General features: G+C 67.7%; 24 protein-coding genes and 1 pseudogene. 15 read left to right on the top strand and 10 right to left on the bottom strand.

Features of this window, described 5'->3' with window-relative positions; translation table 11 throughout:
• Window positions 1-428 precede the first annotated feature (428 nt).
• The 7 genes from NMI01S_RS20335 to NMI01S_RS36415 all read left to right on the top strand — a co-directional run bounded on the left by NMI01S_RS20335 (window position 429) and on the right by NMI01S_RS36415 (window position 6,445).
• Entirely contained in the window at window positions 429-986 is a 558-nt protein-coding gene (locus tag NMI01S_RS20335; RefSeq protein ID WP_157126275.1) for a hypothetical protein, read from the top strand.
• A gap of 288 nt (window positions 987-1,274) precedes the next feature.
• A complete protein-coding gene (locus NMI01S_RS20330) occupies window positions 1,275-2,528 on the top strand; it encodes a cytochrome P450 family protein (protein WP_062999919.1) in 1,254 nt (417 codons plus the stop codon).
• 258 nt (window positions 2,529-2,786) lie between these two features.
• Window positions 2,787-3,356 (top strand): DUF3558 domain-containing protein, encoded by a 570-nt coding sequence (locus NMI01S_RS20325; RefSeq protein WP_084513095.1) that lies wholly within the window; start codon window positions 2,787-2,789, stop codon window positions 3,354-3,356.
• Between the two features lie 10 nt (window positions 3,357-3,366).
• Window positions 3,367-3,744, top strand: coding sequence for a hypothetical protein (locus NMI01S_RS20320; RefSeq protein WP_062999404.1), 378 nt, complete (start codon window positions 3,367-3,369; stop codon window positions 3,742-3,744).
• Between the two features lie 12 nt (window positions 3,745-3,756).
• Complete coding sequence (locus NMI01S_RS20315; protein ID WP_062999401.1) at window positions 3,757-5,079, top strand: hypothetical protein; 1,323 nt, start codon at window positions 3,757-3,759, stop codon at window positions 5,077-5,079.
• Window positions 5,080-5,082: 3 nt separating this feature from the next.
• Entirely contained in the window at window positions 5,083-5,889 is an 807-nt protein-coding gene (locus tag NMI01S_RS20310) for an ESX secretion-associated protein EspG (protein ID WP_062999399.1), read from the top strand.
• 232 nt (window positions 5,890-6,121) lie between these two features.
• Complete coding sequence (locus NMI01S_RS36415) at window positions 6,122-6,445, top strand: hypothetical protein (protein WP_062999397.1); 324 nt, start codon at window positions 6,122-6,124, stop codon at window positions 6,443-6,445.
• A gap of 19 nt (window positions 6,446-6,464) precedes the next feature.
• Here NMI01S_RS36415 and NMI01S_RS34285 read toward each other — a convergent pair.
• Window positions 6,465-7,656, bottom strand: a pseudogene (locus NMI01S_RS34285) (IS110 family RNA-guided transposase).
• 498 nt (window positions 7,657-8,154) lie between these two features.
• On the opposite strand from NMI01S_RS34285, the gene NMI01S_RS20290 reads away from it, so the two are divergent.
• Entirely contained in the window at window positions 8,155-9,612 is a 1,458-nt protein-coding gene (locus tag NMI01S_RS20290; protein ID WP_062999917.1) for an amidase, read from the top strand.
• Window positions 9,613-9,790: 178 nt separating this feature from the next.
• Here the strand turns inward: NMI01S_RS20290 and NMI01S_RS36410 are convergent, their stop codons facing one another.
• Window positions 9,791-11,332, bottom strand: a complete 1,542-nt coding sequence (locus NMI01S_RS36410; RefSeq protein ID WP_084513094.1) for an NERD domain-containing protein — start codon at window positions 11,330-11,332, stop codon at window positions 9,791-9,793.
• 400 nt (window positions 11,333-11,732) lie between these two features.
• Between NMI01S_RS36410 and NMI01S_RS20280 the strand changes: the two genes are divergently transcribed.
• The 3 genes from NMI01S_RS20280 to NMI01S_RS20270 all read left to right on the top strand — a co-directional run bounded on the left by NMI01S_RS20280 (window position 11,733) and on the right by NMI01S_RS20270 (window position 16,664).
• A complete protein-coding gene (locus NMI01S_RS20280; RefSeq protein ID WP_062999393.1) occupies window positions 11,733-12,965 on the top strand; it encodes a cytochrome P450 in 1,233 nt (410 codons plus the stop codon).
• 129 nt (window positions 12,966-13,094) lie between these two features.
• On the top strand, window positions 13,095-14,774 hold the full coding sequence (locus NMI01S_RS20275) for a bifunctional metallophosphatase/5'-nucleotidase (protein ID WP_063920795.1): 1,680 nt from the start codon (window positions 13,095-13,097) through the stop codon (window positions 14,772-14,774).
• A 72-nt stretch (window positions 14,775-14,846) separates the two neighbouring features.
• The gene (locus NMI01S_RS20270) at window positions 14,847-16,664 is read left to right on the top strand and encodes an Eco57I restriction-modification methylase domain-containing protein (RefSeq protein ID WP_084513134.1); all 1,818 of its coding nucleotides are present in this window, start codon (window positions 14,847-14,849) and stop codon (window positions 16,662-16,664) included.
• 69 nt (window positions 16,665-16,733) lie between these two features.
• Here NMI01S_RS20270 and NMI01S_RS20265 read toward each other — a convergent pair whose 3' ends face one another.
• The 4 genes from NMI01S_RS20265 to NMI01S_RS20250 form a co-directional block, all read right to left on the bottom strand.
• Complete coding sequence (locus NMI01S_RS20265; protein WP_062999389.1) at window positions 16,734-17,354, bottom strand: TetR/AcrR family transcriptional regulator; 621 nt, start codon at window positions 17,352-17,354, stop codon at window positions 16,734-16,736.
• A 103-nt stretch (window positions 17,355-17,457) separates the two neighbouring features.
• Window positions 17,458-17,637 (bottom strand): hypothetical protein, encoded by a 180-nt coding sequence (locus NMI01S_RS20260; RefSeq protein WP_062999387.1) that lies wholly within the window; start codon window positions 17,635-17,637, stop codon window positions 17,458-17,460.
• 129 nt (window positions 17,638-17,766) lie between these two features.
• Window positions 17,767-18,285 carry a gamma carbonic anhydrase family protein gene (locus tag NMI01S_RS20255; RefSeq protein WP_174554549.1) on the bottom strand — a complete coding sequence of 173 codons (519 nt, stop codon included), beginning with the start codon at window positions 18,283-18,285 and terminating at the stop codon, window positions 17,767-17,769.
• Complete coding sequence (locus tag NMI01S_RS20250) at window positions 18,266-19,246, bottom strand: GlxA family transcriptional regulator (RefSeq protein ID WP_062999385.1); 981 nt, start codon at window positions 19,244-19,246, stop codon at window positions 18,266-18,268. Before NMI01S_RS20250 ends, NMI01S_RS20255 begins: the two co-directional genes overlap by 20 nt.
• Before the next feature lie 71 nt (window positions 19,247-19,317).
• Here NMI01S_RS20250 and NMI01S_RS20245 point away from each other — a divergent pair, with 71 nt between their 5' ends.
• Window positions 19,318-20,085, top strand: coding sequence for an MBL fold metallo-hydrolase (locus NMI01S_RS20245; RefSeq protein ID WP_062999383.1), 768 nt, complete (start codon window positions 19,318-19,320; stop codon window positions 20,083-20,085).
• A 109-nt stretch (window positions 20,086-20,194) separates the two neighbouring features.
• Window positions 20,195-21,313 carry an alanine dehydrogenase gene (gene ald / locus NMI01S_RS20240; RefSeq protein ID WP_062999910.1) on the top strand — a complete coding sequence of 373 codons (1,119 nt, stop codon included), beginning with the start codon at window positions 20,195-20,197 and terminating at the stop codon, window positions 21,311-21,313.
• 42 nt (window positions 21,314-21,355) lie between these two features.
• On the opposite strand, the gene sigJ is transcribed toward ald, so the two are convergent.
• Window positions 21,356-22,276 carry an RNA polymerase sigma factor SigJ gene (gene sigJ / locus NMI01S_RS20235; protein WP_439956283.1) on the bottom strand — a complete coding sequence of 307 codons (921 nt, stop codon included), beginning with the start codon at window positions 22,274-22,276 and terminating at the stop codon, window positions 21,356-21,358.
• 120 nt (window positions 22,277-22,396) lie between these two features.
• On the opposite strand from sigJ, the gene NMI01S_RS20230 reads away from it, so the two are divergent.
• Complete coding sequence (locus NMI01S_RS20230) at window positions 22,397-23,497, top strand: cobalamin biosynthesis protein (protein WP_062999379.1); 1,101 nt, start codon at window positions 22,397-22,399, stop codon at window positions 23,495-23,497.
• On the opposite strand, the gene NMI01S_RS20225 is transcribed toward NMI01S_RS20230, so the two are convergent.
• The 3 genes from NMI01S_RS20225 to NMI01S_RS20215 form a co-directional block, all read right to left on the bottom strand.
• Complete coding sequence (locus tag NMI01S_RS20225) at window positions 23,471-23,887, bottom strand: ester cyclase (RefSeq protein ID WP_062999377.1); 417 nt, start codon at window positions 23,885-23,887, stop codon at window positions 23,471-23,473. The genes NMI01S_RS20230 and NMI01S_RS20225 overlap by 27 nt on opposite strands.
• A gap of 98 nt (window positions 23,888-23,985) precedes the next feature.
• On the bottom strand, window positions 23,986-25,005 hold the full coding sequence (locus tag NMI01S_RS20220; RefSeq protein ID WP_062999908.1) for an SURF1 family cytochrome oxidase biogenesis protein: 1,020 nt from the start codon (window positions 25,003-25,005) through the stop codon (window positions 23,986-23,988).
• 5 nt (window positions 25,006-25,010) lie between these two features.
• Entirely contained in the window at window positions 25,011-25,505 is a 495-nt protein-coding gene (locus NMI01S_RS20215; protein ID WP_062999375.1) for a low molecular weight protein-tyrosine-phosphatase, read from the bottom strand.
• A 388-nt stretch (window positions 25,506-25,893) separates the two neighbouring features.
• Here NMI01S_RS20215 and cobC point away from each other — a divergent pair, with 388 nt between their 5' ends.
• Entirely contained in the window at window positions 25,894-26,901 is a 1,008-nt protein-coding gene (cobC, locus tag NMI01S_RS20210; RefSeq protein ID WP_062999906.1) for an Rv2231c family histidinol phosphate aminotransferase CobC, read from the top strand.
• Window positions 26,902-26,927 lie beyond the last annotated feature (26 nt).

Raw genomic sequence — 26,927 nt, 5'->3', positions numbered from 1 at the left:
GGTGAGCGTATCACCGAGGCCGAGGGGTTGCGTGCGGTATGGCGATCGACCCGGGACCCGCGGGGCCGCGTCGAGATATCGGCCGTAGTCGACGCCGGCGCAACTCCGGAACGGGTCTGGCGGTTCGCGCCCGGTACGGATCTGGCTCAGGCTCGGGAATTACATCCGAAGTGGAATCTATTGTGGGACAACGTCAAGCGCGACTTCTGGGCGGACATTGCGGCTTCGGCCGGTTGCTCACCGGTGACCGGAGGGGAGAACCCTCGATGAGAAATACGAGTGCCATGCGCGCGCGGTCATCCGAAGAACCCGTCGCCGCCTTGCCCGATCACGGCGCGCAATCCGCTCCCGAGGAGCGCCCTCGCCCCCGTCTTCCTGGCCGGGCCAGCCGAGCCACGGTTCGAACATCCATCGTGAAGGACCTGGACATGGAGGGCCCGAATCCCGCCAGGGAAGCGACGGAATCGATTGCGGCTCTGCGGGATGTCGCCGGTGCGCTGGCGGTCATGTCGGTGGCGCGCAGCAAGGCTGTCGGGTTGGTACGCACCGAGATCTCGGGGCCCGACACCGCGCGACACGACATCGAAATCCAATGTCTTGCTCACCATCTCGGGTTTCGCTGGCTGTGCACGCTGCGTCCACCCGAGGGTGCTCGAGACCCGATCGGCGACATCCTCGCGATCGCGTCGGGGATGGACGCGTCGGCCGTCCTCGTCTACGACCTGGCCCATGTCGACGATCGGCCCGAACGTGTGAGCGCCGATTTCGATCTGGCCACCGTCGCGCCACCGCGGTTGTGGCTCGCCGGAAGGACGGAACCATATGCCGTAGCACCGCCACCGTTGAACGACTGCACCTGGGAGCCCACTCACCTCGAACGAGACTGCGCTCGCCGCTTGTGGGAGATCCACCGTGACTGTTTCCCCGGCTGCCTGGCCGGGCTCGCGGCGAGCGCAGCGCTGTCGGCGCTGGACGAGGTGGACTGATTCGACGCAGGGTGGCCGAGGCGCGGCGGGCCCCGGCCCGCCGGGTGTAGCCAGGCGGGTGCCGTGTCACGCGAAGTGGTCGATAGGCCAACGGAATAGCGCTGCCGCAGGGTGCGCGCCTTCTGCTCACAGGACGCCTGTCCCTTTTACGAAAACGCTAGCTGGAGGGCTGCCGCAGCCCCTATTCTCACCAAGCACGAGGTGACGCTGTCGCTGACAGCGAATCCCCTGCCGCGCTTGTTGGTTCATTCTCTGGAGTCACCCCCTTTGTCAACCCCACCTTCCGACCTGTCTGCGGCCCCCGGCTGCCCTGTTCATCAGGCCGGCACACCCTTCGACACAGACGGCCCCCGAATCGTGCTGGACACACCGGCATTCGTCGCCGACCCCCATAGCGCCTATGAAGCGATGCGCCGTCGCTACGGCTCCATGGTGCCGATCGAGCTGGCGCCCGGTGTGCCTGCGACGCTGGTCATCGGCTATCACACCGCGTTGCAGATCCTCAACGATCCCGACCATTTCCCGGCCGACCCGCGGGCGTGGGAGCGAACCGTTCCCGCGGATTGCCCGGTGCGGCCGATCATGGAGTGGTATCCGAACGTGATCCGCAGCGCGGGCAGCGCGCATGCGCGGTATCGGCAGGCGTTCACGGCGGCCTTCGACAGGGTCGACCTGCACGAATTGCACACCACAGTCGAGAAGATCGCCATCCCGCTGATCAACGAGTTCTGTGAGTCGGGTTCGGCGGATCTGGTGTCGCAATACGCCTTTCCGCTGGCTTTCGAGGTGCTGAACCGTATGGTCGGATGTTCGGCGGATCTGGGCCGGCGCGTGGCCACCGGAATGGCGGCGATCTTCGACACGGTGAACGCCGCATGGGGGATGGAACATATGAGTCAGGCCCTGATGGAGCAGGTGCAGTTGCGCCGCGCCGCGCCCGCCGACGACGTCACCTCGCATCTGGCCCACCATCCGGCCAAGCTCAACGACGAGGAGATGGTTCGCAACCTGATCGTCTTCTACGGCGGGGGCATCGAACCGCAGCAGAATCTGATTTCCAACACCCTGTTGCTGATGATCACCGACGAGCGTTTCGGCGGCGACATCCTCGCGGGCAGCCTGTCGACTCGCGACGCGCTCGACGAGGTGCTGTTCACCGATCCGCCGCTGGCCAACTTCTGCATGACCTACCCTCGCCAGCCGATTCTGATCGACAACACCTGGCTACCCGCCAATCAACCGGTCGTGATCAGTCTGGCTGCCTGCAATAACGATCCCGAGATCGCGGGCGGCGATCGCACCGGTAATCGCTCCCATCTGGCCTGGGGCGCGGGCCCGCATGCGTGCCCGGCCCGTTCGGTGGCGTATCTGGTGGTGCAGGATGCGATCGATCAGCTGCTCGACGCGCTGCCGGAAATCCGCCTCGCTGTCGATCCGAGTGAGATCAGCTGGCGGCCTGGGCCGTTCCATCGCTCGATGACGGCGCTGCCGGTCACGTTCCCGCCCTCGCCGCGGCTGCGTCTGGTCCAGGAGAGGCGGTAGGCGGTGTAGCGGACCGTGTTCGCTTCCCGAATCACCGATGCGACGAAGAGGGACTGTTCCAACTGCGCGAGCCGCGGATCCGAGGTCGGCAAGGCGCCGCAGACGCGGTGACCTATGCGATCTGCTTGCTCCGCCGACCCTCCGGCCCGGTTTATGAATCTGGGGGAACGCCACTTGTGCGCCCGACTTCCTCTCTTGTGATGATCAATAAGTGGAACCGAGTGGCCGTCGCGTGCGTCCTAGACTCCAGGAGGACGTGTGCGCGGGGATCGACGGGAGGCATCGGTGATACGTAAGGCGGCTACGGCTGTGCTGGCGGCTGCGGCGGTGTTGGTGGGGGCCGGGTGTTCCTCGTCGACTTCGGGGACGGCTTCGCCGGAGACGAGTGAGCCGAAGGCGGCGACGGCGGCGTTATGGGACCCGTGCACGCAGGTTACGGATGGGGTGTTGCGACAGGTGGGAGTCGATCCGACTACGCGCGAATCCGGCATCGGCGGGGTGGCCGTCGACGGGTGGAAGTCCTGTACTTGGCACGACACCCCTAACTGGGAGTATTCGCTGACGGTCTGGTCATCGGTCAACTCCATCGACGACCTCAAGCAGAAGGATGGCAACACCGACTTCGTCGACACAACTGTCGCTGGACGGACGGGCGTTCAGTACAAAGGCAGTTCCGGGGCGAATGGTGAACAGTGCTTTGTCTCGTTCCCTGCGAAACAGGGCATCGTGGAAGTTTCGGCGTTGAACGTAACGACTCGTACGTCGGTATCCGCGTGTGACCGCGTTTCGTCCGCAGCTGCCGTAATCGTTCCGATTCTGCCGCGCTGAAGGGTTTCCTATGAGCTCGAATGATGACATCTCTTTGTGGCAGCACCTGGCCGAGGAGTCGAAGGCCGGGCGTCTCGATCTCGATCCGTCTGTATCTCGCGATTGCTTGAAAGCCTGCGAGGACCAGATTCAGGTCTACAAGGAATGTCAGACGATGCTCGGCAACATGACGCACGTCAGCGGGCTCGGCGACTTTCCAGCCGCAGACCAACTGGCAAAGATGCTGGGCGCCAAGGCGAAAGGTGGAGAAGGAGACTTCAACACCGCCTTCACGGAGCACATCCAGGTACTGGAGTTGATCCGCGACACCATCAAGCACTCCGTCGACCGCCTCGTCGACCACGACGAGCAGAACGCCGGCACCATCGCCGGCTCCGAGAACCACTGACCGGGGGAGCACATGGTACTTCCACTCGTCCCGCTGGTTGCTGCCCTCTGGGAGCAGCACAAGGGCGGCCCGCCCGACTCCTTCGCGAATGCGCAGGGCGATCAGAGCCCGGACGCGACCGCGGCGCGTAACCGGATCAACCAGATCGTGAACAGCGGTTTCGGAGGGCAATACCAGAATCCGCAGGTCGGGCAGGACGCGTACAAGAATCCGCAGAATATCGACAATCTGTACGACCGCATTCAGAAGATGCAGCCCAGCACCGTGGTGACGTTGCACAACTTCTGGGAGGGGCTGCGGAACAAAATCGAGAACGGGCACAACACTTTCGGGCCGCAGATTCAGAAGGCCATTCAGGAGAAGTGGCAGGGTGCGGCGGCTCAGAAGACTGCCGAGGGCATCAAGAGTTTCACCGACAAAGAGAAAGATCTGGTGAGCTCAGCCCAGTTGGTCAGCGAGAAGGTGAAGCTGGTTCGCTCGGCGGTGGAGATCACCAAACCTGCCGCGCAGCCGACCCCGCACACGAGTTGGACCAGCGATCTCGCCGGTTGGGTGCCGGGGCCGACATGGAAGCTGAACGACCACCGCAAAACTCAGGCCAACGCGGCGAACGAACACCTGATCAACAACGTGTTCTACCCGGCCGTGCGCGAGAGTGACACGCAGGTACCGTTGGCGCCTCCCCCGTACAATCCCGTGAATACGCCGGACGACAACACGGGATGGAAGCCGTCGGGAGTTCCACCGGTGGACCCACCCTCGAAAGGCCCTGACGACGGCCACGGCCCCGGTGACACGAACCAGCCGAAACCGCCGAATCCCGATCAGGGTTCCGGCGACGGCACCACGCCGACCGCTGCCGACCCGTCGGCGCCGAGCAACTCGGCGCAGAATCCCGCAAGTACCACGGCGGCGAGTGCCGGCCGCACCGGCTGGGACCCGGCAGCAGCGGGTGCGCAGACCAGCCCGTCTTCGGTGACGCCCGCAGGTATCGACCCGCGTACCGGGCTTCCGTACGGCTCGGGCGGTCCCGGCGTCGCGGGAACCTCTGGCGGACAAGGTAATTCGGCCGGACGCGGAACCTCGGTACCCGGTTCCGGCGTTTCGCAGCAGGGGGCGGCTCGCGGGGCCGTGTCCGGTGCGGGCAAGGGCGCAGCCGGGCTGAACGGTCTGCCCGGCATGATGCCGCCCGGCGCGAAGTCCGAGAAAGAGGACGAGAAAACTCATAAGTCCAAGATCAGCGAGGAGTTGGTGTCGCGGGACAACGGCGACGAACTGACCGGGCTCTCCGAGGAACAACGGCAGAAGACCGTCCCGCCGGTCTTGGGTGAATAACCCATGGCAGGTTGGACTTTCAGCGCGCTCGGCTTCACCGTCCTGTGGCGTGCCGCCGGACACGACGTCCTGCCCTACCCCTTACAGTTCCGCTCCACCGCCGAGACCTCGGACGAGCTGGAAGCCCAGTGGAAAGCCGAAGCCGCCGACCTCGCCGGCCGCATCGACGACAACGCCGAAGCCGCGGTGCGTATCCTCCACGGCCCCGAATCACGCATCGAGATCGCCGGATTCGCCGCCGCGTCGAACGGTTCGGGCGATCTCGAGCAGATGGGCGATCCGCGCCATCGCGTCCGCATCCACGCGGCCGTGCACTACCGGCAGGCGGTCCTGGTGACCCAGCAACCCTCATCCGACCCGGAATCCGGTGGGACCGTGCGGATGTCGCTCCTGCGCGCCGAAAACCTCACCCGCCACCTGCTCGCCGCCATCCCCGGCCACCCTCGAGGCAGCCGTCCCGCCCTGCAGGTCAACCGCGCCGACCTCACCGACGACGACCGCCCCTACACCGCATTCCACGACGACGCCCCCCGCTCGCCACGCGACGAAGCCGCCCGCTTCTTCGAACGCCCCCGCAGCACCGTCCTCCACGTCGCCGTCTGCCCCGGCCCCGCCTGGGACCGCCGCCCCACCCCGGCCCGCGATTTCCACATCATGGACTACGTGGACGGCCGCTACCTGGTCCGCCACACCAAACACGACCTCCGCGCCGACCCCGCCGACACATCCATCGTCCAGAACCACCTGCAACGCCTCATCGACGCGACAGTCCAGGGGTTCCGTGAGGACAACGATCCGAGTTATGCGTGAGACGCAATTCGGCCCTCGGTCGTCGGTACTCGAGTTCCTGCCAACCGATGACGATGGGGAACGGGAAATCTATCCGCACCCCTTCCGAGTCGGCGGGAGACCACTCGCCGGCAAGTAGGTAGTTGGCCGGATGTAGCGGCCGAACGCCCGGGGGGGTGTCCCTATGGTTTTCGTCAAGTTGCTGGTTGATGTTTTGCCTGGTGACGCTTCGGTGGTCGGTAGCGTGATTTGAGTGGTGTCGAAGGCTGAGCGGCAGGCTGCCCGGGATCGTGTGGCGGCGTATCACGAACTGTGTCTCGGTGAGTTGGTCGAGCATGTCGGTCAGGCTCTGGATCGGTTCCGTGCTGGCCGGATGGACGCGTTCGAGGTCGATGCTGTGATCCACCAGTACCACCGGGCGGCTCAGCGGTTATGGACGTTTTGCGATCAATCCGGTGCGCAGGTGGAGGCCGCCGCGCATTTCATCGAAGACATGTCCCGTGCGGGCGAGGTGATCGATTGGTGGCAGCGCGGCAAGTCGGCCAGGGCTCGGCGTGCCGAGGGGCTGGACGCCTGACCCGGTATGGTGTTGGGGATCAGGCCGCTGGTGCTGGAACGCGGTAGGGCTGTTTGGTTTTGAGCATGGCGTAGAGGACATCGCAGCGTCGGCGCGCCAGGCAGATGAGGGCAGCGTTGTGTTTCTTGCCCTCCTCGCGTTTCCGCGTGTAATAGGCGCGGCTGGCCGGGTCGTGCAGGGCCGCGAACGCGGACAGGAACAGGGCGCGTTTGAGTTTGTGGTTGCCGGATCTGGCGGGGTGCTCGCCCTTTATGGAGCTGCCGGAGCGATGGGTGACCGGGGGCGATGCCGGCGTAGGCGGCCAGGTGCCCGGCGGTGGCGAAGGCCGAGCCGTCGCCGACTTCGAGCAGGATGCGGGCTCCGGTCCTGACTCCGACGCCAGGCATCGAGGTCAGGACCTTGGCAAGAGGGTGCGCATCGAGCATCCTCTCGATGTCCTCGGCGATGGTTTCGCGTTGCAGCAAAACGCTTTTCAGGGAGTCTGCCAGTTTGGGCAGCACGATCTCCGCGGCGTTGGAACCGGGAACGGTGACCGACTGTGTCGGCAGCGCGGCCAGGATCTCATCGACCAGCCGCGCGCCCATCCGAGGCGCGTGTTTGGCGGCGATGGCGGTGAGTTTGCGTCGACCCGCGGCGTGGATTCCGGCTGGCCCGCCGCAGCGCGAGAGGATCTCCAGGACGGCCGGGTGTGCGATGCGTGGGCCCAGGACGCGTTCGAGTGCCGGGTGGATACTGGTGAGCAGGCCGCGGATGCGGTTGCTGGTGCGGGTCGCTTCTCCGGCGAGGTCGTCATCGAAGCCGACGAGGACGCCGAGTTCGGTGAGGGCTTCGTCGCCGGTGTCGACGCGGCGCAGCGTGTGGGGCATGGTCCGGGCCGCGTCGGCGATGATGTAAGCGTCGCGGGCATCGGTTTTCGCCTGTCCCGGGTAGAGATCGGCGATGCGGCGCATCGACAGGCCGGGCAGATAGGCCACATCGTGGCCGCATGCGCGGGCGACAGTGACCGGCAGCGCCCCGATGGTGTTGGGTTGGTCGACCACTATCAGCAGTGGCCCGTGGGTGGCGAGCTTGTCGAACACCGCTCGTAGCCGGGCTTCGTCGTTGGGTAATGCCTTGTCGTACAACCGTTTGCCGCCGGTATCGAGACCGACCGCGTGGTGTTCGCCTTTACCCACGTCAACGCCGCAGAACACGGCATACGCCTGTGCCACTTCGCAGTTCCTTCATCACGTCGAACCCTCGGAACAGCCGCCCGATCCGGCGTCAACGCCCGGCACCCACGTTATGAAGAGACCTACCCTCGGCCCTGTCCCCATCAGCGGTCCATCGACGCCGACCAGGACCCGGCGACACCACCCCCCGGATCATGCGAACGACAGGGGCAAGAAGTCATACCAGGCCTGGCGACCGTAGCCCTCAATCAAGGGCTGCGAAAAAGATAACGGGGAGATCGCCGTGACCCGTTTCGAGGGCGTAGGCACGAATCGTGGCTATCGCGCTTTCCGTGCGGGCCTAGGTCACCTCCCAGTACCAGGGGATTGCGGCACCCGCATAGCGTGCCTACCTCGCAAGCAGCACGAAACGTGTTCTGTGGGAGTAAATTTCGTTCTGAAGAGGTTGTATGGAGAGCGTCTGTCGCGGTGGATCCGGACCGACGCTTCGGCCATGACCACCAGGTGTGCACGCACCCGGGAATGCGAGGAGAACTGATGCCCGGACCGGAGTTTGCGACGCTGCGCGAGCAGGTAGCCGCGTTGCAGGCCAAGACCATCTCGGCGACCGAACTGCTCGAACTGAGCATTTCGCGGATCGAGAAGTTCGACGAGAAGGTCAATGCTGTTGTGGTGCGGGACTTCGAGCGCGCTCGCATTGCGGCGGAACAGGCCGATGCGGCGCTGGCGCGGGGTGAGGATGCGCCGCTACTCGGCGTTCCGGTTGCGGTGAAGGAATCGTTCAATATCGCCGGTCTGCCGACCACATGGGGACTGCCGGACGCGAAGGGCTGGGAGCCGGCCGAGGACGCGGTGCTGGTGTCACGTGTCAAGGCAGCGGGCGGGGTGGTCGTCGGCAAGACGAATGTGCCGTTCTTCCTGCGTGATTGGCAGTCCTACAACGACATCTACGGTACGACCAATAATCCTTGGGATCTGACCCGTTCGCCCGGTGGCTCGTCCGGAGGGTCGGCCGCGGCGCTCGCGGCGGGGTACGTCTCGCTCGCGCTCGGTTCCGATATCGGCGGTTCCTTGCGGGTGCCGGCGCATTTCTGCGGCGTCTACTCGCACAAACCGTCGCGCACACTGCTACCGGGGCGCGGACATGTACCGCCGCGCACCCCGGCGCTGGCCGCACCGATGGACCTTCCCGTCGTGGGGCCGATGACTCGCAATGCCGCCGACCTGACCTGGGTGACACGGTTGCTGGCCGGGCCCGACGACGTGGAGGCGGTCGCCTACAAGCTGGAGCTACCACCGCCGCGCGGCGAGGAACTCGCACAGTTCCGCGTGCTGATCGTCGACAGCCATCCGTTGGTGCCGACATCCACCGTGATTCGCGACGGTTTCGACCGCATCGCGCGGGCGCTCGAGAAGGCCGGTGCGGTGGTGGCGCGGCAGAGTGCGCTCCTGCCCGACCTCACACTGACGGCGAAAACCTATTTCACACTGCTGATGTCGCAATTCGGCGCCGATGCCTCGCCCGACGCCATCCGGGCGATCCAAGCCGTGGTTGCCGAAATTCCGCCGGAGACCGACACCGTGGAGGCGGTCATCCAACGAGCATTCGTAGCCAGCCACGGCGACTGGATGAAGGCCGACCGCGTCCGCATCGGCCTGGCCGACAGATGGCGCCACCTGTTCGACGAATTCGACGTGGTGCTGTGCCCGATCACGCCGACACCCGCCTTCCCTCACGACCATTCGGAAATGGACACCCGCACGCTCGACATCGACGGCACCGCCTACCCGTACGACAACAACCTGGTCTGGGCGAGTATCGCGACCCTGCTCGGGCTCCCGGCCACCGCGGCTCCGATCGGACGCTCACCGGAAGGGCTGCCCTTCGGCATGCAGATCATCGGGCCCTATCTCGAAGACCCGACGACCTTGCGGTTCGCCGAATTGCTCGAGCAGGAGTTCGGCGGATTCACCCCGCCGCCGGGCTTCGAATAGGGTTCCGGCGCCGTCGACCGAACAGGCGGCGCAACCGTCTTCGCTCGAATTCGATTCAGGTGGGTCGTCAGGCGTCATCACGACGGCTGACGACCCAGCCGAGGGGCGACGAATACGCCCCGGTCGCAAGTGATGACCGAACTTTCCGGACTCGAACTCGGTTGCGATTCACCGGGATTCAGCAGCCTGCTTGGAACGGATAACAGGTTGCCCCTTCGGTAGGCGTTGCCGAACGCGGTGCGGTGCCTTGCCGGTCAGTGGGCGCGACGGGCGACGCCGGGATCGGTGTTGTTGTCCTCTCGGGTGGGCGGACCTGGGATGGTGCCGGTTGAGAGCCGGATTGGGCACGGGGGTGGTCTTTGCCGGCCAGGTAGCCGATGCCGCAGATGAGAATAAGGGCAGCGGCGATTCCCAGGAGTGCGGTGCGGAGGCGATGATTTGCCGGCGGTTGCGCTCGGGGGTCGAAGTTCGCGAAGTCTGGGCCTGGCTCGTGCCGGTCGGGCTCCGGCGCGTCCGCCTGGGGGGACGTGATCGGCGTGGAGGGGACGACGGTGTCGGACGGGGAAGGGGTGCGGGTGGGCTCGTCCGTTCTCCGCGGAGGGGCTGACGGTGGGATCGGGGCGGACTTTGTGGGCTGCGTCGTCGGGGCCTCCGCGCCAGTCGGTGCCGGTGTCGAATCGGATGTCGACGCGGCAGCCGGTGTGGGACCCACTCTCGGTGCGGGTCCGGGTGCGGCCGCGGATGTCTCCTCCGGGTGCAGAGCCTGTGTGGACGCGTCGTCCGGGACCGCTCGCGAAGTCCGCGTTGAGGAGGGTGTCGGCTTGGCATGCGAAGTCGACGCGGTCGTAAGGAGGGGGCCGGCGTCCGAGGCGGGGGAGCTCGATGAGATCGAGGGATGTGGCCTGGCATAGGAAACCGGTGAGGTCGACGAAACTGGTTCAGCCGATGTCCGAGGGGCCGGTTTCTCCGACGAGGTGAAGGCGGAGGCCGAGGTCGGCGGGGCCGGGGGGTTCGCGGATGCGGGCGACGAAGCGGCTGGGTCCGTGTCTCCATCCCGCCGAGCCGTCGGCACCTCGGTCGGGAATCCCTCCGCCACCAGGTCGGCGTAGAGCCGGCGGCGGCTTTCGGCGTCGCGGGTGCGGTCGACTCGCAGTGCTGTCAGCACGGTGACGACCAGCTCCGCGGTCCATGGGGTTCGGTCGCGGTGCTGGGCGGTTCGGCCGAACCACGAGTAGAGCTGGGAGGCGCTGTCGCCGAGGAGGACAGTGAACCCGCCGGGCATCGGGCCCTTGTCGAGGGTGACCGTGTTTCCGGACTTCGGTATGAGCAGGATGAGGCCGTCTACGAACGGTTCCGGGCCGCGTGTCAGTTCGGCGACGAAGGTTCTCAGGGCGGAGACGGGCCTGCGCACTTGATGCAGCGGGTTGAGGTCGTCGCTGCGGCGTTGGACCGGGTCGCCGTGGATGCCGGGTGCGGACCACCGCTCGTTCATCGAATACGACAGCGGTCCGCGGGTCTTCTTGCGGAGAGCGTCGACCTCGATGACGGCCGCCGCGTGCGGAGTGAAAACCAGAAGATCGGCTTCGGTGCTCCCGCCGTCCAGTCTCGGGATGTAGACGCCGGAGACGGCGATTCCGGGTTGGGTGACGTAGTTCGCGAGCCATTCGACGACCTGCTGTTGGGTCTTCGGTTTGGTGATGTCGCCGTTGATTATCAGCATGGCCGGTTCGACCTCCAGAAGCGTTGTAACACATCAACGTTAACCGAGTGCTTCCACCGAAAGTCGCGTGATAACACTGCGCTACAACGGCTTTCGGGCGGTAATGGCTGGTGGGCTGGTCGACGGCCGATGGGCGTCCGAAAAGTGAGATAAGACAACAAATTCCGACCGGACGGAATGTCGACTCGGAGTCGCTGAGCGTGTACGCGGAGCGGTCGGATCGACGTTCCGCGTCGTCGGCGTTGCCTGTCGGAGCGGCGGTGCCGTTCGGAAGGCATCGACCTGGGTCCGGTGCGGGCGGCGGCCCAGCGTAGACAGCTCGCGGCAACCACGAACGGTATCAATATTCTCTACTATGGAATTCTCATTCTCATTGAGAGAGAATGCTTCCATGCCTGACATGCCTAGCCCTGCCACAGCACTCGATGACGCCCCCGCGCCCGAGGGCGCCGACACGGTCTACTGGGACCCGTTCGACCGCGAGATCGCCAAGGATCCCTACCCGATCTATCGGCGGATGCGGGCGGAAGCGCCGCTCTACTACAACGACAAGCACGAGTTCTACGCCCTCACCCGCGCGTCGGATATCGATCCGGCGCTGCTCGATTGGGAGACGTATTCGTCGTCGCGGGGGCCGATCCTGGAGATCATCAAGGCGGGGATCGAGATTCCGCCGGGCACGTTGCTGATGGAGGATCCGCCGGCGCACGACATTCACCGCGCGCTGCTCAAGCGGGTGTTCACGCCCAGGCGGGTGATGTCGCTGGAGCCGCAGATCCGCGACCTGTGCCGGCGGTCGCTGGACAGGCTCGCCGGGAAAGACCAATTCGATCTGATGACCGCGTTCGCGAACGAGGTGCCGATGCGTGTGATCGGCATGCTGCTCGGCATCCCGGAGGCCGATCAGCAGACCGTACGCGACAAGGCCGACAGCGCGCTGCGCACCGAACCCGGGCAGGGGATGCAGATCTCCGACAAGGCGATTCCGGATGCGGAGCAGTTCGCCCAATACATCGACTGGCGCGCGGACAATCCGTCCGACGATCTGATGACCGAGTTGATGCGCGCCGAATTCGTCGACACCGCGGGCGTGACGCGGACGCTGACGCGCGACGAGATCCTGACCTACGTCTCGGTCGTCGCCGGAGCCGGCAACGAGACCACCGCCAGGCTGATCGGCTGGCTGGGGGCACTGCTCGCCCGGCATCCCGAACAGCGCGCCGAACTCGTCGCCGATCCGAGCCTGATCCCGAATGCGATCGAGGAGACGCTGCGATTCGAGCCCACCGGGCACGCCATCGGCCGCTACGTCATGAAAGATGTGGAGCTCTACGGGACCACCGTGCCCGCCGGTAGCGCGATGATGCTGCTGGTCGCGTCGGCGAACCGTGACGAGGAGCGCTGGGACGCCCCCGAGCGGTTCGACATCCACCGCAAGATCAGCAACCTGCGCACCTTCGGCCTCGGCACCCATTTCTGCCTGGGCGCGGCGCTGGCCCGGCTTGAGGGGCGCGTCGCGCTGGAGGAATTGCTGCGCCGCTTCCCGACCTGGGACGTCGACTGGGACGACATCACCTTGTCGTCGACGTCGACGGTGCGGGGCTGGGAAACGTTGCCGATCATCGTGAGCTGACGTCGGCGTCTCGGCGGCCTCGTCGTCGCCGTGCGATCGGCCGTGCCGGGGCCGCGCAAGGGCAGGGCGACAGCAGAGTTCACCGAACTGTCGTTTCCGGGACGTTCCGGTATGTCAGAGTCTGACGGTATGGGTGTTCTGCGGCGCGTGGCGGCCGGTGGTGTCGTCGCGATGAGTCTGGTCGCACTGTCCGGATGCGGCGGGAACAGCGAAACCGCACAGCAGGGCGCGATACCTTTGGTGTCCACCGGCGACCTCCCGTCGGCGCGGGCCGGTGAGGTGCATCTGTTCGGGTTCAACGATCTGCACGGCAATCTGGAGCCGCCGGAGGCGAGCAACGGGAAGGTGGGGGAGTACACCGCGGGTGGGGCGACGTATCTGGCCACGCATTTGCAGCGGTTGCGGGCGGCGTATCCCGACAGTGCGGTGGTGTCGGCGGGGGACGATATCGGGGCGAGCCCGCTGGTGTCGTCGCTGTTCCACGACGAGCCGACGATCGATTTCCTGAATCAGGTGGGGGTCGCGGCGTCGGCGGTGGGTAATCATGAGCTCGACCACGGGGTCGTCGAGCTGGGGCGGTTGCGGGCGGGCGGTTGTGCGCTCGACGGGTGCTCGCCCGGGGAGCCGTTCACCGGTGCGCGGTTCGATTTTCTTGCCGCCAATCTCACCGACTCCCGCGGTGAGCCCCCGGCCGGGGTGCGGCCGTGGACGATGCTGACGATCGGCGGGCACAAGATCGGTGTGGTCGGTGCGGTGACGCCGGATGCGGTGAATCTCGTTTTCCCGGAAGGCATTCGCGGCTACAGCTTCGGCGAGGAGGCCGAGGCGATCAACAAGTACGTGCCGGCCATGAAACAGGCCGGCGCGGAAACCGTTGTCGCCCTGGTGCACGACGGCGGCGCGCAGGGAACACCGGCGAAGACCACCGACTACAACGGTTGCGCCGACATCAGTCCCGATGTGCCGGCGCTCGCGGCGCACACGGATCCCGCCGTTCAGGTGCTGCTCACCGGGCACAGCCATCAGGCCTACAACTGCGAATTCGACGGCAAGGTGATCACGCAGGCGTCGTCCTACGGGCGCCTGATCACCGATGTCACGCTGCGGTTCGACCACGGGAGGGTGTCCGCGCACGCGGTGAACCGGGTGGTGACCCGCGATGTCGCTCCCGATCCGGCGGTGGACAAGTCGATCGCATTCTTCTCCGGCCAGGCGGCGCCGCGCGCGCAACGGGTCGTGGGCACCGCGACGGCCCCGCTGACGCGCAGCGATCGGGGTGGCGGTGAATCCCCGCTCGGTGCGGTGATCGCCGATGCGATGCTCGATGTCACCCACGATTCGGCGCAGGCCGTGGCGGCGTTCATGAATCCGGGCGGCGTGCGCGCCGACATCGGCCCCGGGCCGATCACCTACGGCAGCATCTACGAGACGCAGCCGTTCGGCAATCAGGTCGTCACCGTCACCCTGACCGGCCGCCAGATCCTGGACCTGCTGGAACAGCAGTGGGACAACAAGAGCAAACCCGCTGTGCTCTCCGTCGCGGGCATCTCCTACGCCTACGACGACAAGGCCGCGCCGGGGCACAAGGTGGTCGCCGACTCCGTCCGCATCGGAGGCCGGCCCGTGAATCCGGTCGCGACCTACCGGGTGACCACCAACAACTTCCTCGCCTCCGGCGGCGACGGGTTCGCGGTGTTCACGCGGGGTACGGACACGACGGTCGGCCCGACCGATCTGGACGCGCTGGAGACCTACCTGCGTGACCGGGGAGCGATCGGCCCGCCGGAGGAGCGCGTGCAACGCCGGTGAACGGTGGCGTGGCTGTCGCCGCGAGCGCGCGGAGGCCGACCCGCGGCGGCGCGATACGCCGAGTTCGCCCACATGTGTGCTCGCAGCAGGCACAATGCGGACATGCGCGGCGGGCGGGAGCGGCCAGCAGCAGACCGCCGGGCGGGACGGGAGCCGGGCGGGGATGGGGTGCGGAAACGGCACGGTCGGCATTACACGCCGCCGCGGTTGGCGGAGTTTCTCGCGGAGCGGATGCTCGCGCACGTGCGACCTGGTCGTGAATTATCGGTGCTCGACCCGGCCTGCGGGGACGGTGAGTTGTTGTCGGCGCTGGCATATGTTGCGGCGCAACGCTTTCCGGATACCTCCTTGTATCTGGTGGGGTACGACCTGAATGCCGCGGCGATTGACGAAGCTCGGGCCCGGGGCGTGTCGTGGAAAAGCCGGCCCGGGGCGGGTACCGCGCCGCCGTCGAATCGTGTCGTGATCGACTGGCGGGTAGGCGATTTCCTCTGTGCTGCCACCGAGTTGGCCGATGCGCGCTTCGACGCCGTGATCACGAACCCGCCGTACGTGCGGACCCAGCAACTGGGCGGCGCGACCGCGCAGATGCTGAGCAAGCAGTTCGGGCTGTCGGGACGTATCGACCTGACCCATCCGTTCGTCGCGACGATTCCGCGGTTGTTACGCCCCGGTGGGGTGCTGGGTCTGCTGTGCGCCAACCGGTTCCTCAGCACGAAGGCGGGGGCGAACCTGCGGGCGCTGCTGTATGCGGAGCTGACGCCGGTGGAGCTCTACGACCTCGGGGATACCCGGTTGTTCGAGGCGGCGGTCCTGCCCGCGGTCACGATCGCTGTGCGCGGGCACGAGCAGCGGAGCTGCCGCTTCGTCACGGCCTACGAGTCCGAGCGGGAACCGACGGCCGCTGCCGACCTGTTCGACGCTGTGGTGGGCCCGGCCGATTCCGTGGTCGAACACGGCGGCCGCCGCATCGCGGTGGAGACCGGAACGCTGTGGACCGGTGCGCACGACGGACCGGGCCGGTCCGGGAACCCGGGACGCGGTCCGGCCGGCGGGCCGTCTTTCGATCCCGCCACGCCGTGGCGCATGTCGCGACCCGATACGGACGCCTGGTTGGCGGGAATCGCCGCCGGCACGTGGCGCACGTTCGGTGAGGTGGCGCGAATCAGGGTGGGGATCAAGACGAATGCGGATCGAGTCTTCATCTCGGACCGCTGGGAGGATCGGCCCTGCTGTCCCGAGCCCGAACTGCTCCGGGGGCTGCTGACTCATCACGATCTCGTTCCGTGGCGGATCGCACGCGCCCACGATACCCGGGTGCTGTATCCCTACGATGCGTCCTGTCCGTGCCGCACACCGATCGATCTGAACGAATACCCGCTCGCCGCAGCGTATCTCGCTCAGCACAAGGACACCCTGGCCGCTCGGGACTACCTGACCGGTACCGGGCGGGAGTGGTTCGAGATCTGGGTGCCGCAGCGGCCGCATTTGTGGTGCCGGCCGAAGGTGGTGTTCCCGGATATCAGTGTGGCGCCGCGGTTCGCGCTCGATCGCAGCGGGGCGGTGGTGAACGGGGACTGTTACTGGATGTCGCTGGCCGATATCGGCGACGAGCGCCTCGCCTATTTGCTGATGGGCGTGGCCAATTCGACGCTCGGGCTGCGGTTCTACGATGCCGTGTGCGGAAATCGGCTCTATGCCGGGCGACGGCGGTGGATCACACAGTATGTCACCAGGCTTCCGCTGCCCGATCCGAATACCGGTGCGGGACAGAAGCTCACCGCTCTGGCTCGCGAATTGGCCAACGGCGGAGCCGAACCCGATATCGCGCTGCTCGACCGGCGAGTGGCAGCGGCGTTCGGGCTCGGCGAGCTCGGGGCACGCCCGTAGGACAGTGCCTTCAGGGAGTCTTCGCGACAACGGCGACGGCCGCGGGCCGTCGGTGCAGCCGCCAGACAGTCAGGAGGTGCGGGCGCCGACCATCGGCAGCAAGGTCCGCCGGGCGAAGGCGCGGGCGGCGTCCGCGTCCGAGAGCGGGATCAGCCCGTCGGGAGTCAATGCCAGCGATTGCGCCAGCCGGGCCATGATCTCGGCGACGAGGTCGGCGTCGAAATCCAACTCGGCGTTGGTCTTCTGCAGTCCGCGCAGCTTGTCGCCCAGGTAGGCCCGGCCCACCGCGAGGATCGGGCCGGCGTCGGTGGTCAATCGGGGCAGGATCAGCTCCGGTTCGGTGCGCAGCAGACGCTGCAGCAGCTCGTTGTGCGCCAGCGCGGTGATGAAGACGACGAAGATCTCCACCAGCTGATCCTGGTTGTCGGTGATACTGCCGACCCGCTGTTCGATATCGGCGACGAAGCGCTGCGCCTCGCGCACGCTCACCGCCTCGACCAGATCGTTCTTCGATTCGAAGCGGCGATACAGTGTCGCGGGGCTGATGCCGGCGCGGCGCGCGATCTCACCCATGCTGGTGCGCTTGATCCCGAAGTCCAGGAAGGCCGACAGGGCGCTCTCGAGCAGCTGCTCACCGTCGGAGCGGGGCTTCTCGAGGATGCGGGCCAAGATGGACGGAACAGGGGGCATGGGGTCTCCAGTCGAGTCGGCGAGGGACCGCGTCGATGCGGAAGGCTGACGATCATTATCTCATCGCGCCGGGACCGTCACCGATGTCCGCGACCGCCCGCGCTCATCGCAGATTGAAGGCGGCCATTTCCTGCTCGATCGCATTCGCGGCGAAATCGCTTCCGCTGGAACGTAATTCGTGGACCCGGCGCTGCAACGCCTCGATGCCACCGGGTTGGGCCGCGATATCGGCCACACTGATCCGCCCCTTGGGTCGGTGCATACCGGACTGCTCGTACGACACCGTCTAACCTCCTGCATACCCACGTCGCAGTACGCCGCCCGAGGCGATGACTCACTGCCGCGGACCGCGAACATGCTGCGACGATGCTACCAAGAGATCAACCTGGACGCTTGACCAGTGTGGTTCGTCTCACAGCTGGGTGCCGGTGTCGCGGTGAGTGCTCATATTGTGCAGATAGACCGCGGCGTTGAGCTTGATGCGATCGCGTTCGGCATCGCCGAGTTCGCGCCGCACCTTGCCCGGTACACCCGCGACCAGGGAGCCGGGCGGGATCTTCGCCCCCTCGGGAATCAGCGCGTTGGCGGCGATGAGACTCCCCTCGCCGATCACCGCGCCGTTGAGCACCGTCGCGCCCATGCCGACGAGAACGTCGTCGCCGATCGTGCAACCGTGCAGGATCGCGTTGTGGCCCACCGATACTCCGCTGCCGACCTGCAGTGCGAAACCCGGATCGGCGTGCAGGACGCACCCGTCCTGGATGTTGGTGCCGGCGCCGATCTCGATGTCCTCCAGATCGCCGCGGATCACCGCGCCGTACCAGACGCTGACCTGTTCACCCAGCCGCACCCGGCCGATCACCGTGGCCGTCGGCGCCACCCACGCGGTGTCGTCGATCTGCGGCTCGTGCTCACCCAGCTTGATCCTCATGCGGGTCAACATAGCTGGCCCGGAACTGGGCGCGATGTGCGGCCGGTGGCAGTCCGAGCGTGCGGTGGAAATGGTGGCGCAAATTCATCGCCGTGCCCAGGCCGGTCTCGGCGGCGATGCGGTCCATCGTGTCGTCGGTGGATTCCAGCAGCAGCCGGGCGCGGTCGATGCGCTGATCGAGCAGCCAGCGCTGCGGGCTGGAGCCGGTGCGTTCGCGGAAACGGCGGGTGAAGGTGCGCCGCGACATCAGGGCGGTGCGAGCCCAGCTGTCCAGATCGATCGGGTGATCCACATGTGTTCGCGCCCAGGCCATCGCGCGTTCGATCGGATCGTCGTCGTCGGCATCGGGCACCGCGAGCGGTATGTACTGGGCCTGTGAGCCGGCGCGATAGGGCGCCAGCACCAAGGTGCGCGCGAGTTCGGTCGCGGCGCGGGCGCCGTGGTCGGCGCGCACCAGATGCAGGCAACAGTCCAGTGCCGCAGCGACTCCCGCGGAGGTGACCACATCGCCGAGGTCGGTCCACAGCCGATCCGCGCGTACGGTCACCGCGGGAAACGCGCGGGCCAGGGCTGCGGCCAGACCCCAGTGAGTGGTGACTTCGCGCCCATCGGCCAGGCCGGTCGCCGCGACGACCCAGGAACCGCGGCACAATCCGACGATGCGGGCGCCACGGCCGTGCGCGCGCCACAGCGCCGACGAAATGGCTGCGGGCACAGGCAGTTCCGGGTTCCAGCTGGGAATCACCACGGTCTCCGCCCGATCGATCGCCTCGGGGCCGTGGCGCACGACGAGATCGAAATCGCCGGGGGTGCTCAGGATTCCGGGAACTTCCGCACAGGTGAGCACCTGGTAGGGCGCGCTGTGCTGCACGCTGGTGCCGATGCGCCCGAACACCATTGCGGGGACGGACAGATGAAACGGGCTGATCCCGTCGAAGGCGACCACCGCGACCACATGCATGGCCCGATCTTATCGAAGCATGGCCTGCGGGCCACTGTTCGAACCTGCCGGATCGGTACAGGCTGGTGCTCATGACGAACACGCTCTCCACCACGGTCGAACTCCTGCACATCGGCGGACCCACCGTCCGGCTGAACTACGGCGGGCTGGTCTGGCTGACCGATCCGACCTTCGACGAACCCGGCGACTACTCCGCCGGCGCGCTCACCTTGCACAAACTGACCGGACCGGCAGTCGCCGCGGATCGGGTGGGTCCGGTGGACGTGGTGCTGCTCTCCCACGATCAGCATCCCGACAACCTCGATCCGGCCGGGCGTGACTTCATGGCCGGCGTCGAGACCGTGCTGTCCACGCCGGAAGCGGCCGGACGGCTGGAAGGCGTTCGGGGACTGACGGTGTGGGAGTCGGTGAACATCGGCGCCGTCACCGTCACCGCGGTGCCCGCACTGCACGGGCCGGAGGGAGCCGAGGCGTTGAGTGGCACGGTCACCGGCTTCGTGTTGCAGGCCGAGGGGCTGCCGACGGTGTACATCTCCGGCGACAACGCCTCGGTCGACTACGTCGAACGCATCGTGGCGAGGTTCGGCCGGATCGATGTCGCCCTGCTCAATGTCGGCGCCGCGAACGTGGGCCGGTTCGACGATCGCGACGTCACGCTCAACGCGCGCACCGCGCTGGCAGCGGCGGCGGTGCTCGGGGAGGCGGTCGTGGTGCCGGTACACGCCGAGGGCTGGGCACACTTCACCGAGACGCTCGATCATCTGCGTCGCACCTTCGGCTACGGCGGGCGTGAGAAGCAGCTGCGGATCCCGCCGCTGGGCGAGCCGGTCACCGTGTGACGAGGCCGGCGGGCGGCCGGGCGCGGATCGATTGCCGATCGGTTGCGGTTCGGCGAATCGCCGCGACGTGATCATGGCGCCGCGCCCGGATCAGGGCCACGATGGCGGTATGAGAATCGGTGTTCCGCGCGAGATCAAACCGCAGGAGAGCCGGGTCGCGCTCGCCCCGGCCGGCGCCGTCGAACTCACCCGGCACGGTCATCGGGTGCTGATCGAATCCGGCGCCGGACTCGGGTCCGGATTCACCGACGCCGATTACGCGGCCGCCGGGGCGACCATCACCGCGACCGCCGACGCGGTGTGGGACGAGGCGGAACTGGTGTTGAAGGTGAAAGAGCCGGTCGCCCCCGAATATTCACGGATGCGCGAAGGGCAGGTGCTGTTCACCTTCCTGCACCTGGCGGCCTCCCGGAAATGCACCGACGCCGTGCTGGCCTCCGGCATCACCGCCATCGCCTACGAAACCGTACGCGGACCCGACGGATCGCTGCCGCTGCTGACGCCGATGAGTGAGATCGCGGGCAAACTCGCACCGCAGGTCGGCGCCTACCACCTGATGGCGCCCGAAGGTGGTGCCGGAGTGTTGCTGGGCGGTGTGCCGGGGGTGCGGCCGGCGGAAGTGGTGGTGATCGGCGGCGGGGTGGCGGGAACGAGTGCGGCGACGGTCGCGGTCGGGATGGGTGCGCGGGTGATCGTGCTCGACAACAATCCGGTCCGATTGCGGGAGCTCGATGTCCGATTCGCCGGTCGCGTCACCCCTCTCGCCTCGAACGCCGCCGATATCGAGCGGGCCGTCGTCGCCGCGGATCTGGTGATCGGTTCGGTGCTGGTGCCGGGAGCCCGTGCGCCGCAACTGGTTCCGGACACCCTGGTGCAGCGGATGCGGCCGGGGACCGTGCTGGTCGATATCGCCATCGACCAGGGTGGTTGTTTCCAGAGCTCGCATCCCACCACACACGCCGAACCGACCTTCGCCGTGGCCGATTCGCTGTTCTACTGCGTCGCGAACATGCCCGGCGCGGTCCCGCACACCGCCACCGTCGCGTTGACCAACGCCACCCTGCCGTATGTGCGGACCATCGCCGATCTCGGCTGGCGGGAGGCCTGCCGGGCCGACCCGGGGCTCGAGGCCGGGCTCAACGCCGATGCGGGACAGCTCCATTCCGCGGCGGTGGCGCGAGCGCACGGTCTGGTCGGGGTCGGTCCCGGCGCGAGCGGGCGCCCCTGACCGAGCCGCGCATGATCGAGCCGCGCCTGATCGAGCACGGTCTCACATGATCCAATCCGGTTCGCCCTCGGGCAGATCGTGCAGCTTCTCCGGGTTGCGGACGATCGCGATCGAGGTGATGCGGTCCTCTTCGACGGTGAAGGCCATGATCCCCAGATGGTTGCCGTCGAACACCATGAGCCCGGGCAGGCCGTTGACCGCGACCTTGCGCGCCCACGCACCGGTTCCGGCGCGGTACCAGCCGAAGTACAGCTTGGCCACCAGCTCCGCGCCCTGCACCGGCTGCCGGATCGCCGGCACGCGGCCGCCGCCGTCGGCGGTCAGGGTGACGTTCTCGTCGAGCACACCGAGCAGGCCGCTCAGATCGCCGGACCGCCACGCCGTCGAGAAGGCCGAGACCACCCGCTCGTGTTCGTCGCGGGAGGCGGGGAAGCGGGGGGTGCCGTCCTCGACGTGTTTGCGGGCGCGGGAGGCGAGCTGGCGGACGGCGGCGGGGGTGCGGCCGACCACGTCGGCGACCTCGGGACCGGTCATGCCGAAGATGTCCTGGAGTACGAAGGCGGTGCGTTCGGCGGGCGAGAGCGATTCGAGGACCACCAGCAGGGCGGTGGTGACGCGCTCGTCCTGCGAGATGCGGTCGGCCGGGTCGTCCCAGCTGGTGACTTCCGGTTCGGGCAGCCATTCGCCGACGTACTGTTCGCGGCGCGCCCGGGCCGAACCCAGCTGATCCAGGGCGAGGCGTCCGGTGACGGTGGTCAGCCAGGCCCGCAGGTTGTCGATTCGATCACCGGGAGAACGGGTTTCGTACCAGCGCTGCAGCCGCAGCCACGCCTCCTGTACGACGTCGTCGGCATCGCTGAGGCTGCCCAGGGTGCTGTAGGCCACGCGGCGCAGATACTGGCGGTGCTCCTCGAACTGCCGTGCCAGTTCGGTCTGGTCGATATCGTCGTGTCCGGTCGTCACAGCTGCTGCCATCCTCGTCTCGCCGCGCGGGCCCGCCGCCCGGGTGCTTCCCCCATGGTGACGATGCCGCCGTGCCGAGTGTGACATCGGGGTGCCGGAGAGGGCCGATAGTCTCGCCCGGTGCGATATGGAACGGCGCGGGCCGCGGGACTGCTGATCGGATTCGCGGCGGATCGGATATTCGGTGATCCGCGGCGGGGACATCCGGTGGCGCTGTTCGGATCGGCGGCGGCCGGGCTGGAATCGCCCTGGTACCGCGATACGCGCGCCGCCGGGGTCGTGCACGAGATCGTGCTGGTGGGCGGGATCGTCGCGCTGGGAGCCGGTGCGGAAATCGTCGGCCGGCGATCGGCAGCCATCCGGGGACAGGGTGCGGTGGCCTCGGCGGGGCCGGATCGGCGCAGGCGCGGCGGCGCGGCCGGGCGTAGGCGGGGCGGGTGTACCGGCCCTCGAACAGCAGTAGCCCGAGGGCACTCCGGTCTGCGCGCAGGGCTCGGCACCGTCGGGATCACCGCACTCGGCACGTGGATCGCGCTCGGCGGCACCACGCTCGCCCGGACCGGCCGCGATATGGCGGATCGGTTGGAGGCAGGCGAGTTGAGTGGTGCGCGCGAGGTGCTGCCCTCGCTGTGCGGACGCGATCCCGAGGTACTCGATGCCGACGGATTGGCCCGTGCCGCAGTCGAATCCATCGCCGAGAACACCTCCGACGCCACCGTCGCACCGCTGGTGTGGGGTGCGATCGCGGGTGTGCCCGGCCTCTTGGGCTATCGCGCGATCAACACCCTCGACGCGATGGTCGGCTATCGCAACGAGCGGTACCGCAACTTCGGCTGGGCCGCCGCGCGCGTCGACGATCTCGCGAATCTGCTGCCCGCCCGGGTGAGCGGTGCGCTGACCGTCGCGCTCGCGCCGCTGGTGGGCGGACGGCCCGCCGATGCGTGGCGGGCGTGGCGCCGCGACGCCGGATCACATCCGAGCCCCAATGCGGGTGTCGCCGAAGCCACGATGGCCGGAGCTCTGGGCGTCGCGCTGGGCGGGCGGACCGAATACCGGCACGGGATCGAGATGCGGCCGGTGCTGGGCAGCGGGCGGACTCCGCAGGTACCCGATCTGCGGCGAGCGGTGCGATTGTCGAATGGAGTGCAGCTGGCGGCCGCGGTAGCAGCGGCCGCGTATGCGCTCGGCCGCCGGTCAGTTCGGGCCGAATTGCCGGAGTAGCGCCGCGGTGTCCAGGTACTGCCGGTCCCGCACGACCGCGAGGTCGGTGTCGAAGACCAGCACTTTGGCGTAGGCGATCTCGAACCGCCGGCCGGTCGCCGGGAGCACCGTCACACCGGCGACGACGAAGTCGTTGACCGCGGTGGCGCGGCCGGCCAGTTCGGCGACTGCCGAGTTCGGCGCCGGATGGAGCGCGCGAATGTCCTCGGCGTAGTCCGGAAACGCCGTGAACCAGGCGCGACTCCAATCCAGGGTGCCCGCGAGATCCAGTCGCAGGCCGGTGCCGGTGTCGAATTCGTAGTCGTCGGCGCAGGTGGCCGCCCAGGCATCCCACTGCTGTCCGGTCCACGATCGCTGGACGGCGTGGTAAGCCTGCTGGATGGCGTTCATCCGGTTCTCCGCTCGTATCGAGTCGATCTAGCTATACGAATCTATAGCCAAATACGAGCCACTGCCACCATGCAGCGGGCGAATGCTGCGAGAGCCGGTCAGCGACGGGCGTTGCCGTAGCGGTCGGCGAGGCGGTCCGCGGTGGAGCGTGGTTTCGCCGGTGGTTCGCCGGATACGGGCGTGGTCTCGGAGTGCGCATCCGGGGCGGGGTCCGAGGGGGCGGTGGCCGGAGCGTCGCTCGTGTCTCCGGTTGCGGTACTTGCTGTTTCGGCCCCGCGCGATCCGGCCGCGCTCATCGCCGGAACCTGCTCACTCGGTGTGACCGCCGCCGCGGCGGCACGGTCGCGGCGGCGTTCGCGGAGTTCGGCGTAGACGAAGTAGCCGAGTCCGAGCGGGGCCATGACACCGAACGCGATCCACTGCAGGCCGTAGGACAGATACGGGCCCGCGTCGAGCTGGGGGAGTGCTTCCGGGGTGAAGGCGCCGGGCTGGCCGGCGTCCAACTGCAGATAGCCGCCGTGCTCACCGGTGGCGAAGCTGGTCAGCGGCGTGCCGAGAACGGTGGCGAGCTGAGCGGTATCGACCGAATACACCTGACGCAGGCCGTCGCGGACCATCGGATCCTTGCCGGGGACGACGCCCTCGGAGCTGCGGACCCGCCCCTCGATGCGCTGCGGACCCGGCGGCGGTTCCGCGATCATCGGCAGATCAGAGCCGTTCACCGCCGCGATCAGGCCGCGATCGACCAGCACGACCCGGCCGTCGTCGAGCCGGAACGCGGCCAGGACCCCGTAGGCGGGCTGATCGTCGAGCCGCTGCAAACGCTCGACCACCATCGAATTCGGCACATAGCTACCGGTGGCGATGACCCGCCGCCATTCGGTGTCGGCCGGATTCGTCCCGGCCGGTGGTGTGCCATCGCCGGTGTTCAGCAGGTTCTTCGCCGGAACCGGGTCGGCGTTCACCGAGGCCGCGATCAGGTTGTTGCGATGGGACGTCGAGGTGTTCTTGCCCAGCTGCCAGGGCGCGAGCACGGTGAAACACAGATACGCGAACGCGACCACGACGACCGCCAGAATCGCCCAGCTGGGCCGCAGGAGGAACGTGAGCCGGCGCAGGACGTTCATTGCCGCGGTCCGGTCGTCGCGGGTTCGCCGAGTTGTTCGCGCACCCAGGCCAGCAGCGCCGGAACGGCCGCCTCGATCTGCTCGCGCACGAGCTCGAAATCGGTGTCGTCGCCGTAGTAGGGATCGGGGACGTCGTGATCGTCGGCGCCGGGATCGAAGCTGCGCAGCAGTCGCCGCCGCGCTTGCGGAATCCGCAGCCGGGTCAGTTCCCGATCGTGGTCGGAATCCAGGGCGATCAGCAGATCGGCGTCGAGATGATCGGGCCCGATCATGGCCGCGACGTGCCCGATCGGATATCCGTGCCGGGTGAGCAGGGCGGTCGTGCGCGGGTCGGCGTCCGAGCCGACGTGCCAGGCGGTGGTGCCGGCGCTGCTCACGCGCACCCGATCGGCCAGTCCGGCTCGTTCCAGATGCGCGGCGAAGATCTTCTCGGCCATCGGCGACCGGCAGATATTGCCGGTGCAGATGAAGGTCACGTGCAGCTCGCCCACGCACCCATTGTGGCCGGTCGGTGCGGGCGGCGGCCACGTAGGGTAGGTGGCTGTGCCCGAGGACACCCCCACGACCGCCGGCACGTGGTCGCACCGAGGTCCGGGCCGCCCGAGCAATACCCGGATGGGCGGACCCGCAGCCGACGTGGATGCGACGCGTGCGGGTTCCGCCGTGGGCGCTCACGAGGGCATCGGCGGCCCGAGGACGCCGGGAGGGACATCGGTGTTCGTGAACGACGACGCTCGCGATGCCGCCGAACGCCCTGAGAGCGACGGTGCGGCGACCCGGGCGCAGGGCGTGCCCAGCGGCGGTGCGGGCAGGAGCCCGGAGTCCGCTGTCGCGGAATTCGACGGCGGGTTCAGCGCCTCGGAGGTCGATCGTTCGGCGTTGCGGCATCACGGGGACCGCGATGTGCGGCCGGGGATGCTCGACTTCGCGGTGAATGTGCGCGGCGACGCGCCACCGGAGTGGTTGCTGCGGCGGCTGGCCGCACGATTGCCGGAACTGGGCCGGTACCCGTCCGAGGCGGAGGCCGACGCGGTGCGCGCGATCGTGGCGGCACGGCACGGGCGCGCGCCGGACGAGGTGTTGCTGCTGGCTGGGGCCGCGGAGGGGTTCGCGCTGTTGCCACGGCTGGCGTCGCGGCTGGCGGCCGTCATCCATCCGTCCTTCACCGAACCGGAACTGGCGCTGCGAGAGGCGGATGTTGCGGTGGCGCGGGTGGTGCTGGCGCCGCCCTACGAGCTGGCCGGAGCGCGGGTCCCCGAGGACGCCGATCTGGTGGTACTCGGTAATCCCACCAATCCGACCTCGGTGTTGCATCCTCGCGCGATGATCGAATCGCTGCGGCGGCCCGGTCGGATCGTGGTGGTCGACGAGGCGTTCGCCGACGCGGTCCCCGGCGAACCGGAAACGCTTGCGGGACAGCCCTATCCGGATGTCCTGGTGTTGCGCAGCCTGACCAAGACCTGGGCGCTGGCCGGGCTGCGGTGCGGATATCTGCTGGGTCCGCCCGAGCTGCTGGCCCGGTTGAACCACGGTCGCGCGCATTGGCCGCTCGGTACGTTGCAGCTCGAGGCGATCGCGGCGACCTGCGAAGCGCATGCGATCGCGGACGCCGAGGCGAGTGCGGCCCGGATCGTGGCCGAGCGGGAGGCGATGATTCCCCGCCTGCGCGCCCTCGGTATCGACGTGCACGAGCCGGCCGCCGGCCCCTTCCTGCTGATCCGCGTGCCCGACGCAGAGTTGCTGCGGAAACATCTGGCGGACAAGAACATCGGTGTCCGGCGCGGTGACACCTTCCCGGGGCTCGGCAACGAATTTCTGCGCTTGGCGGTCCGCGACCATGACGCCGTCGATCGTCTGATCGCCGCGATCGAGACCGTCGGACTGTGAGTATCGGCTCCCGGCTGCCCTCGGCC

Origin of the sequence: Nocardia mikamii NBRC 108933 (assembly GCF_001613505.1) — a bacterium.
Lineage (GTDB): Bacteria > Actinomycetota > Actinomycetes > Mycobacteriales > Mycobacteriaceae > Nocardia > Nocardia mikamii.
Note: the sequence above shows the minus strand (reverse complement) of the source record. Positions and strands in the feature narration are given on the sequence as shown.

Excerpts from the sequence above, each read along its gene's own strand:
- NMI01S_RS20335 (WP_157126275.1), top strand. The coding sequence starts at position 429 with ATGGAGGGCCCGAATCCCGCCAGGGAAGCGACGGAATCGATTGCGGCT.
- NMI01S_RS20320 (WP_062999404.1), top strand. The coding sequence starts at position 3,367 with ATGAGCTCGAATGATGACATCTCTTTGTGGCAGCACCTGGCCGAGGAG.
- NMI01S_RS20315 (WP_062999401.1), top strand. The coding sequence starts at position 3,757 with ATGGTACTTCCACTCGTCCCGCTGGTTGCTGCCCTCTGGGAGCAGCAC.
- NMI01S_RS20310 (WP_062999399.1), top strand. The coding sequence starts at position 5,083 with ATGGCAGGTTGGACTTTCAGCGCGCTCGGCTTCACCGTCCTGTGGCGT.
- NMI01S_RS20290 (WP_062999917.1), top strand. The coding sequence starts at position 8,155 with ATGCCCGGACCGGAGTTTGCGACGCTGCGCGAGCAGGTAGCCGCGTTG.
- NMI01S_RS36410 (WP_084513094.1), bottom strand. The coding sequence starts at position 11,332 with ATGCTGATAATCAACGGCGACATCACCAAACCGAAGACCCAACAGCAG.
- NMI01S_RS20280 (WP_062999393.1), top strand. The coding sequence starts at position 11,733 with ATGCCTAGCCCTGCCACAGCACTCGATGACGCCCCCGCGCCCGAGGGC.
- NMI01S_RS20275 (WP_063920795.1), top strand. The coding sequence starts at position 13,095 with ATGGGTGTTCTGCGGCGCGTGGCGGCCGGTGGTGTCGTCGCGATGAGT.
- NMI01S_RS20270 (WP_084513134.1), top strand. The coding sequence starts at position 14,847 with ATGTGTGCTCGCAGCAGGCACAATGCGGACATGCGCGGCGGGCGGGAG.
- NMI01S_RS20265 (WP_062999389.1), bottom strand. The coding sequence starts at position 17,354 with ATGCCCCCTGTTCCGTCCATCTTGGCCCGCATCCTCGAGAAGCCCCGC.
- NMI01S_RS20255 (WP_174554549.1), bottom strand. The coding sequence starts at position 18,285 with ATGAGGATCAAGCTGGGTGAGCACGAGCCGCAGATCGACGACACCGCG.
- NMI01S_RS20250 (WP_062999385.1), bottom strand. The coding sequence starts at position 19,246 with ATGCATGTGGTCGCGGTGGTCGCCTTCGACGGGATCAGCCCGTTTCAT.
- NMI01S_RS20245 (WP_062999383.1), top strand. The coding sequence starts at position 19,318 with ATGACGAACACGCTCTCCACCACGGTCGAACTCCTGCACATCGGCGGA.
- ald (WP_062999910.1), top strand. The coding sequence starts at position 20,195 with ATGAGAATCGGTGTTCCGCGCGAGATCAAACCGCAGGAGAGCCGGGTC.
- NMI01S_RS20225 (WP_062999377.1), bottom strand. The coding sequence starts at position 23,887 with ATGAACGCCATCCAGCAGGCTTACCACGCCGTCCAGCGATCGTGGACC.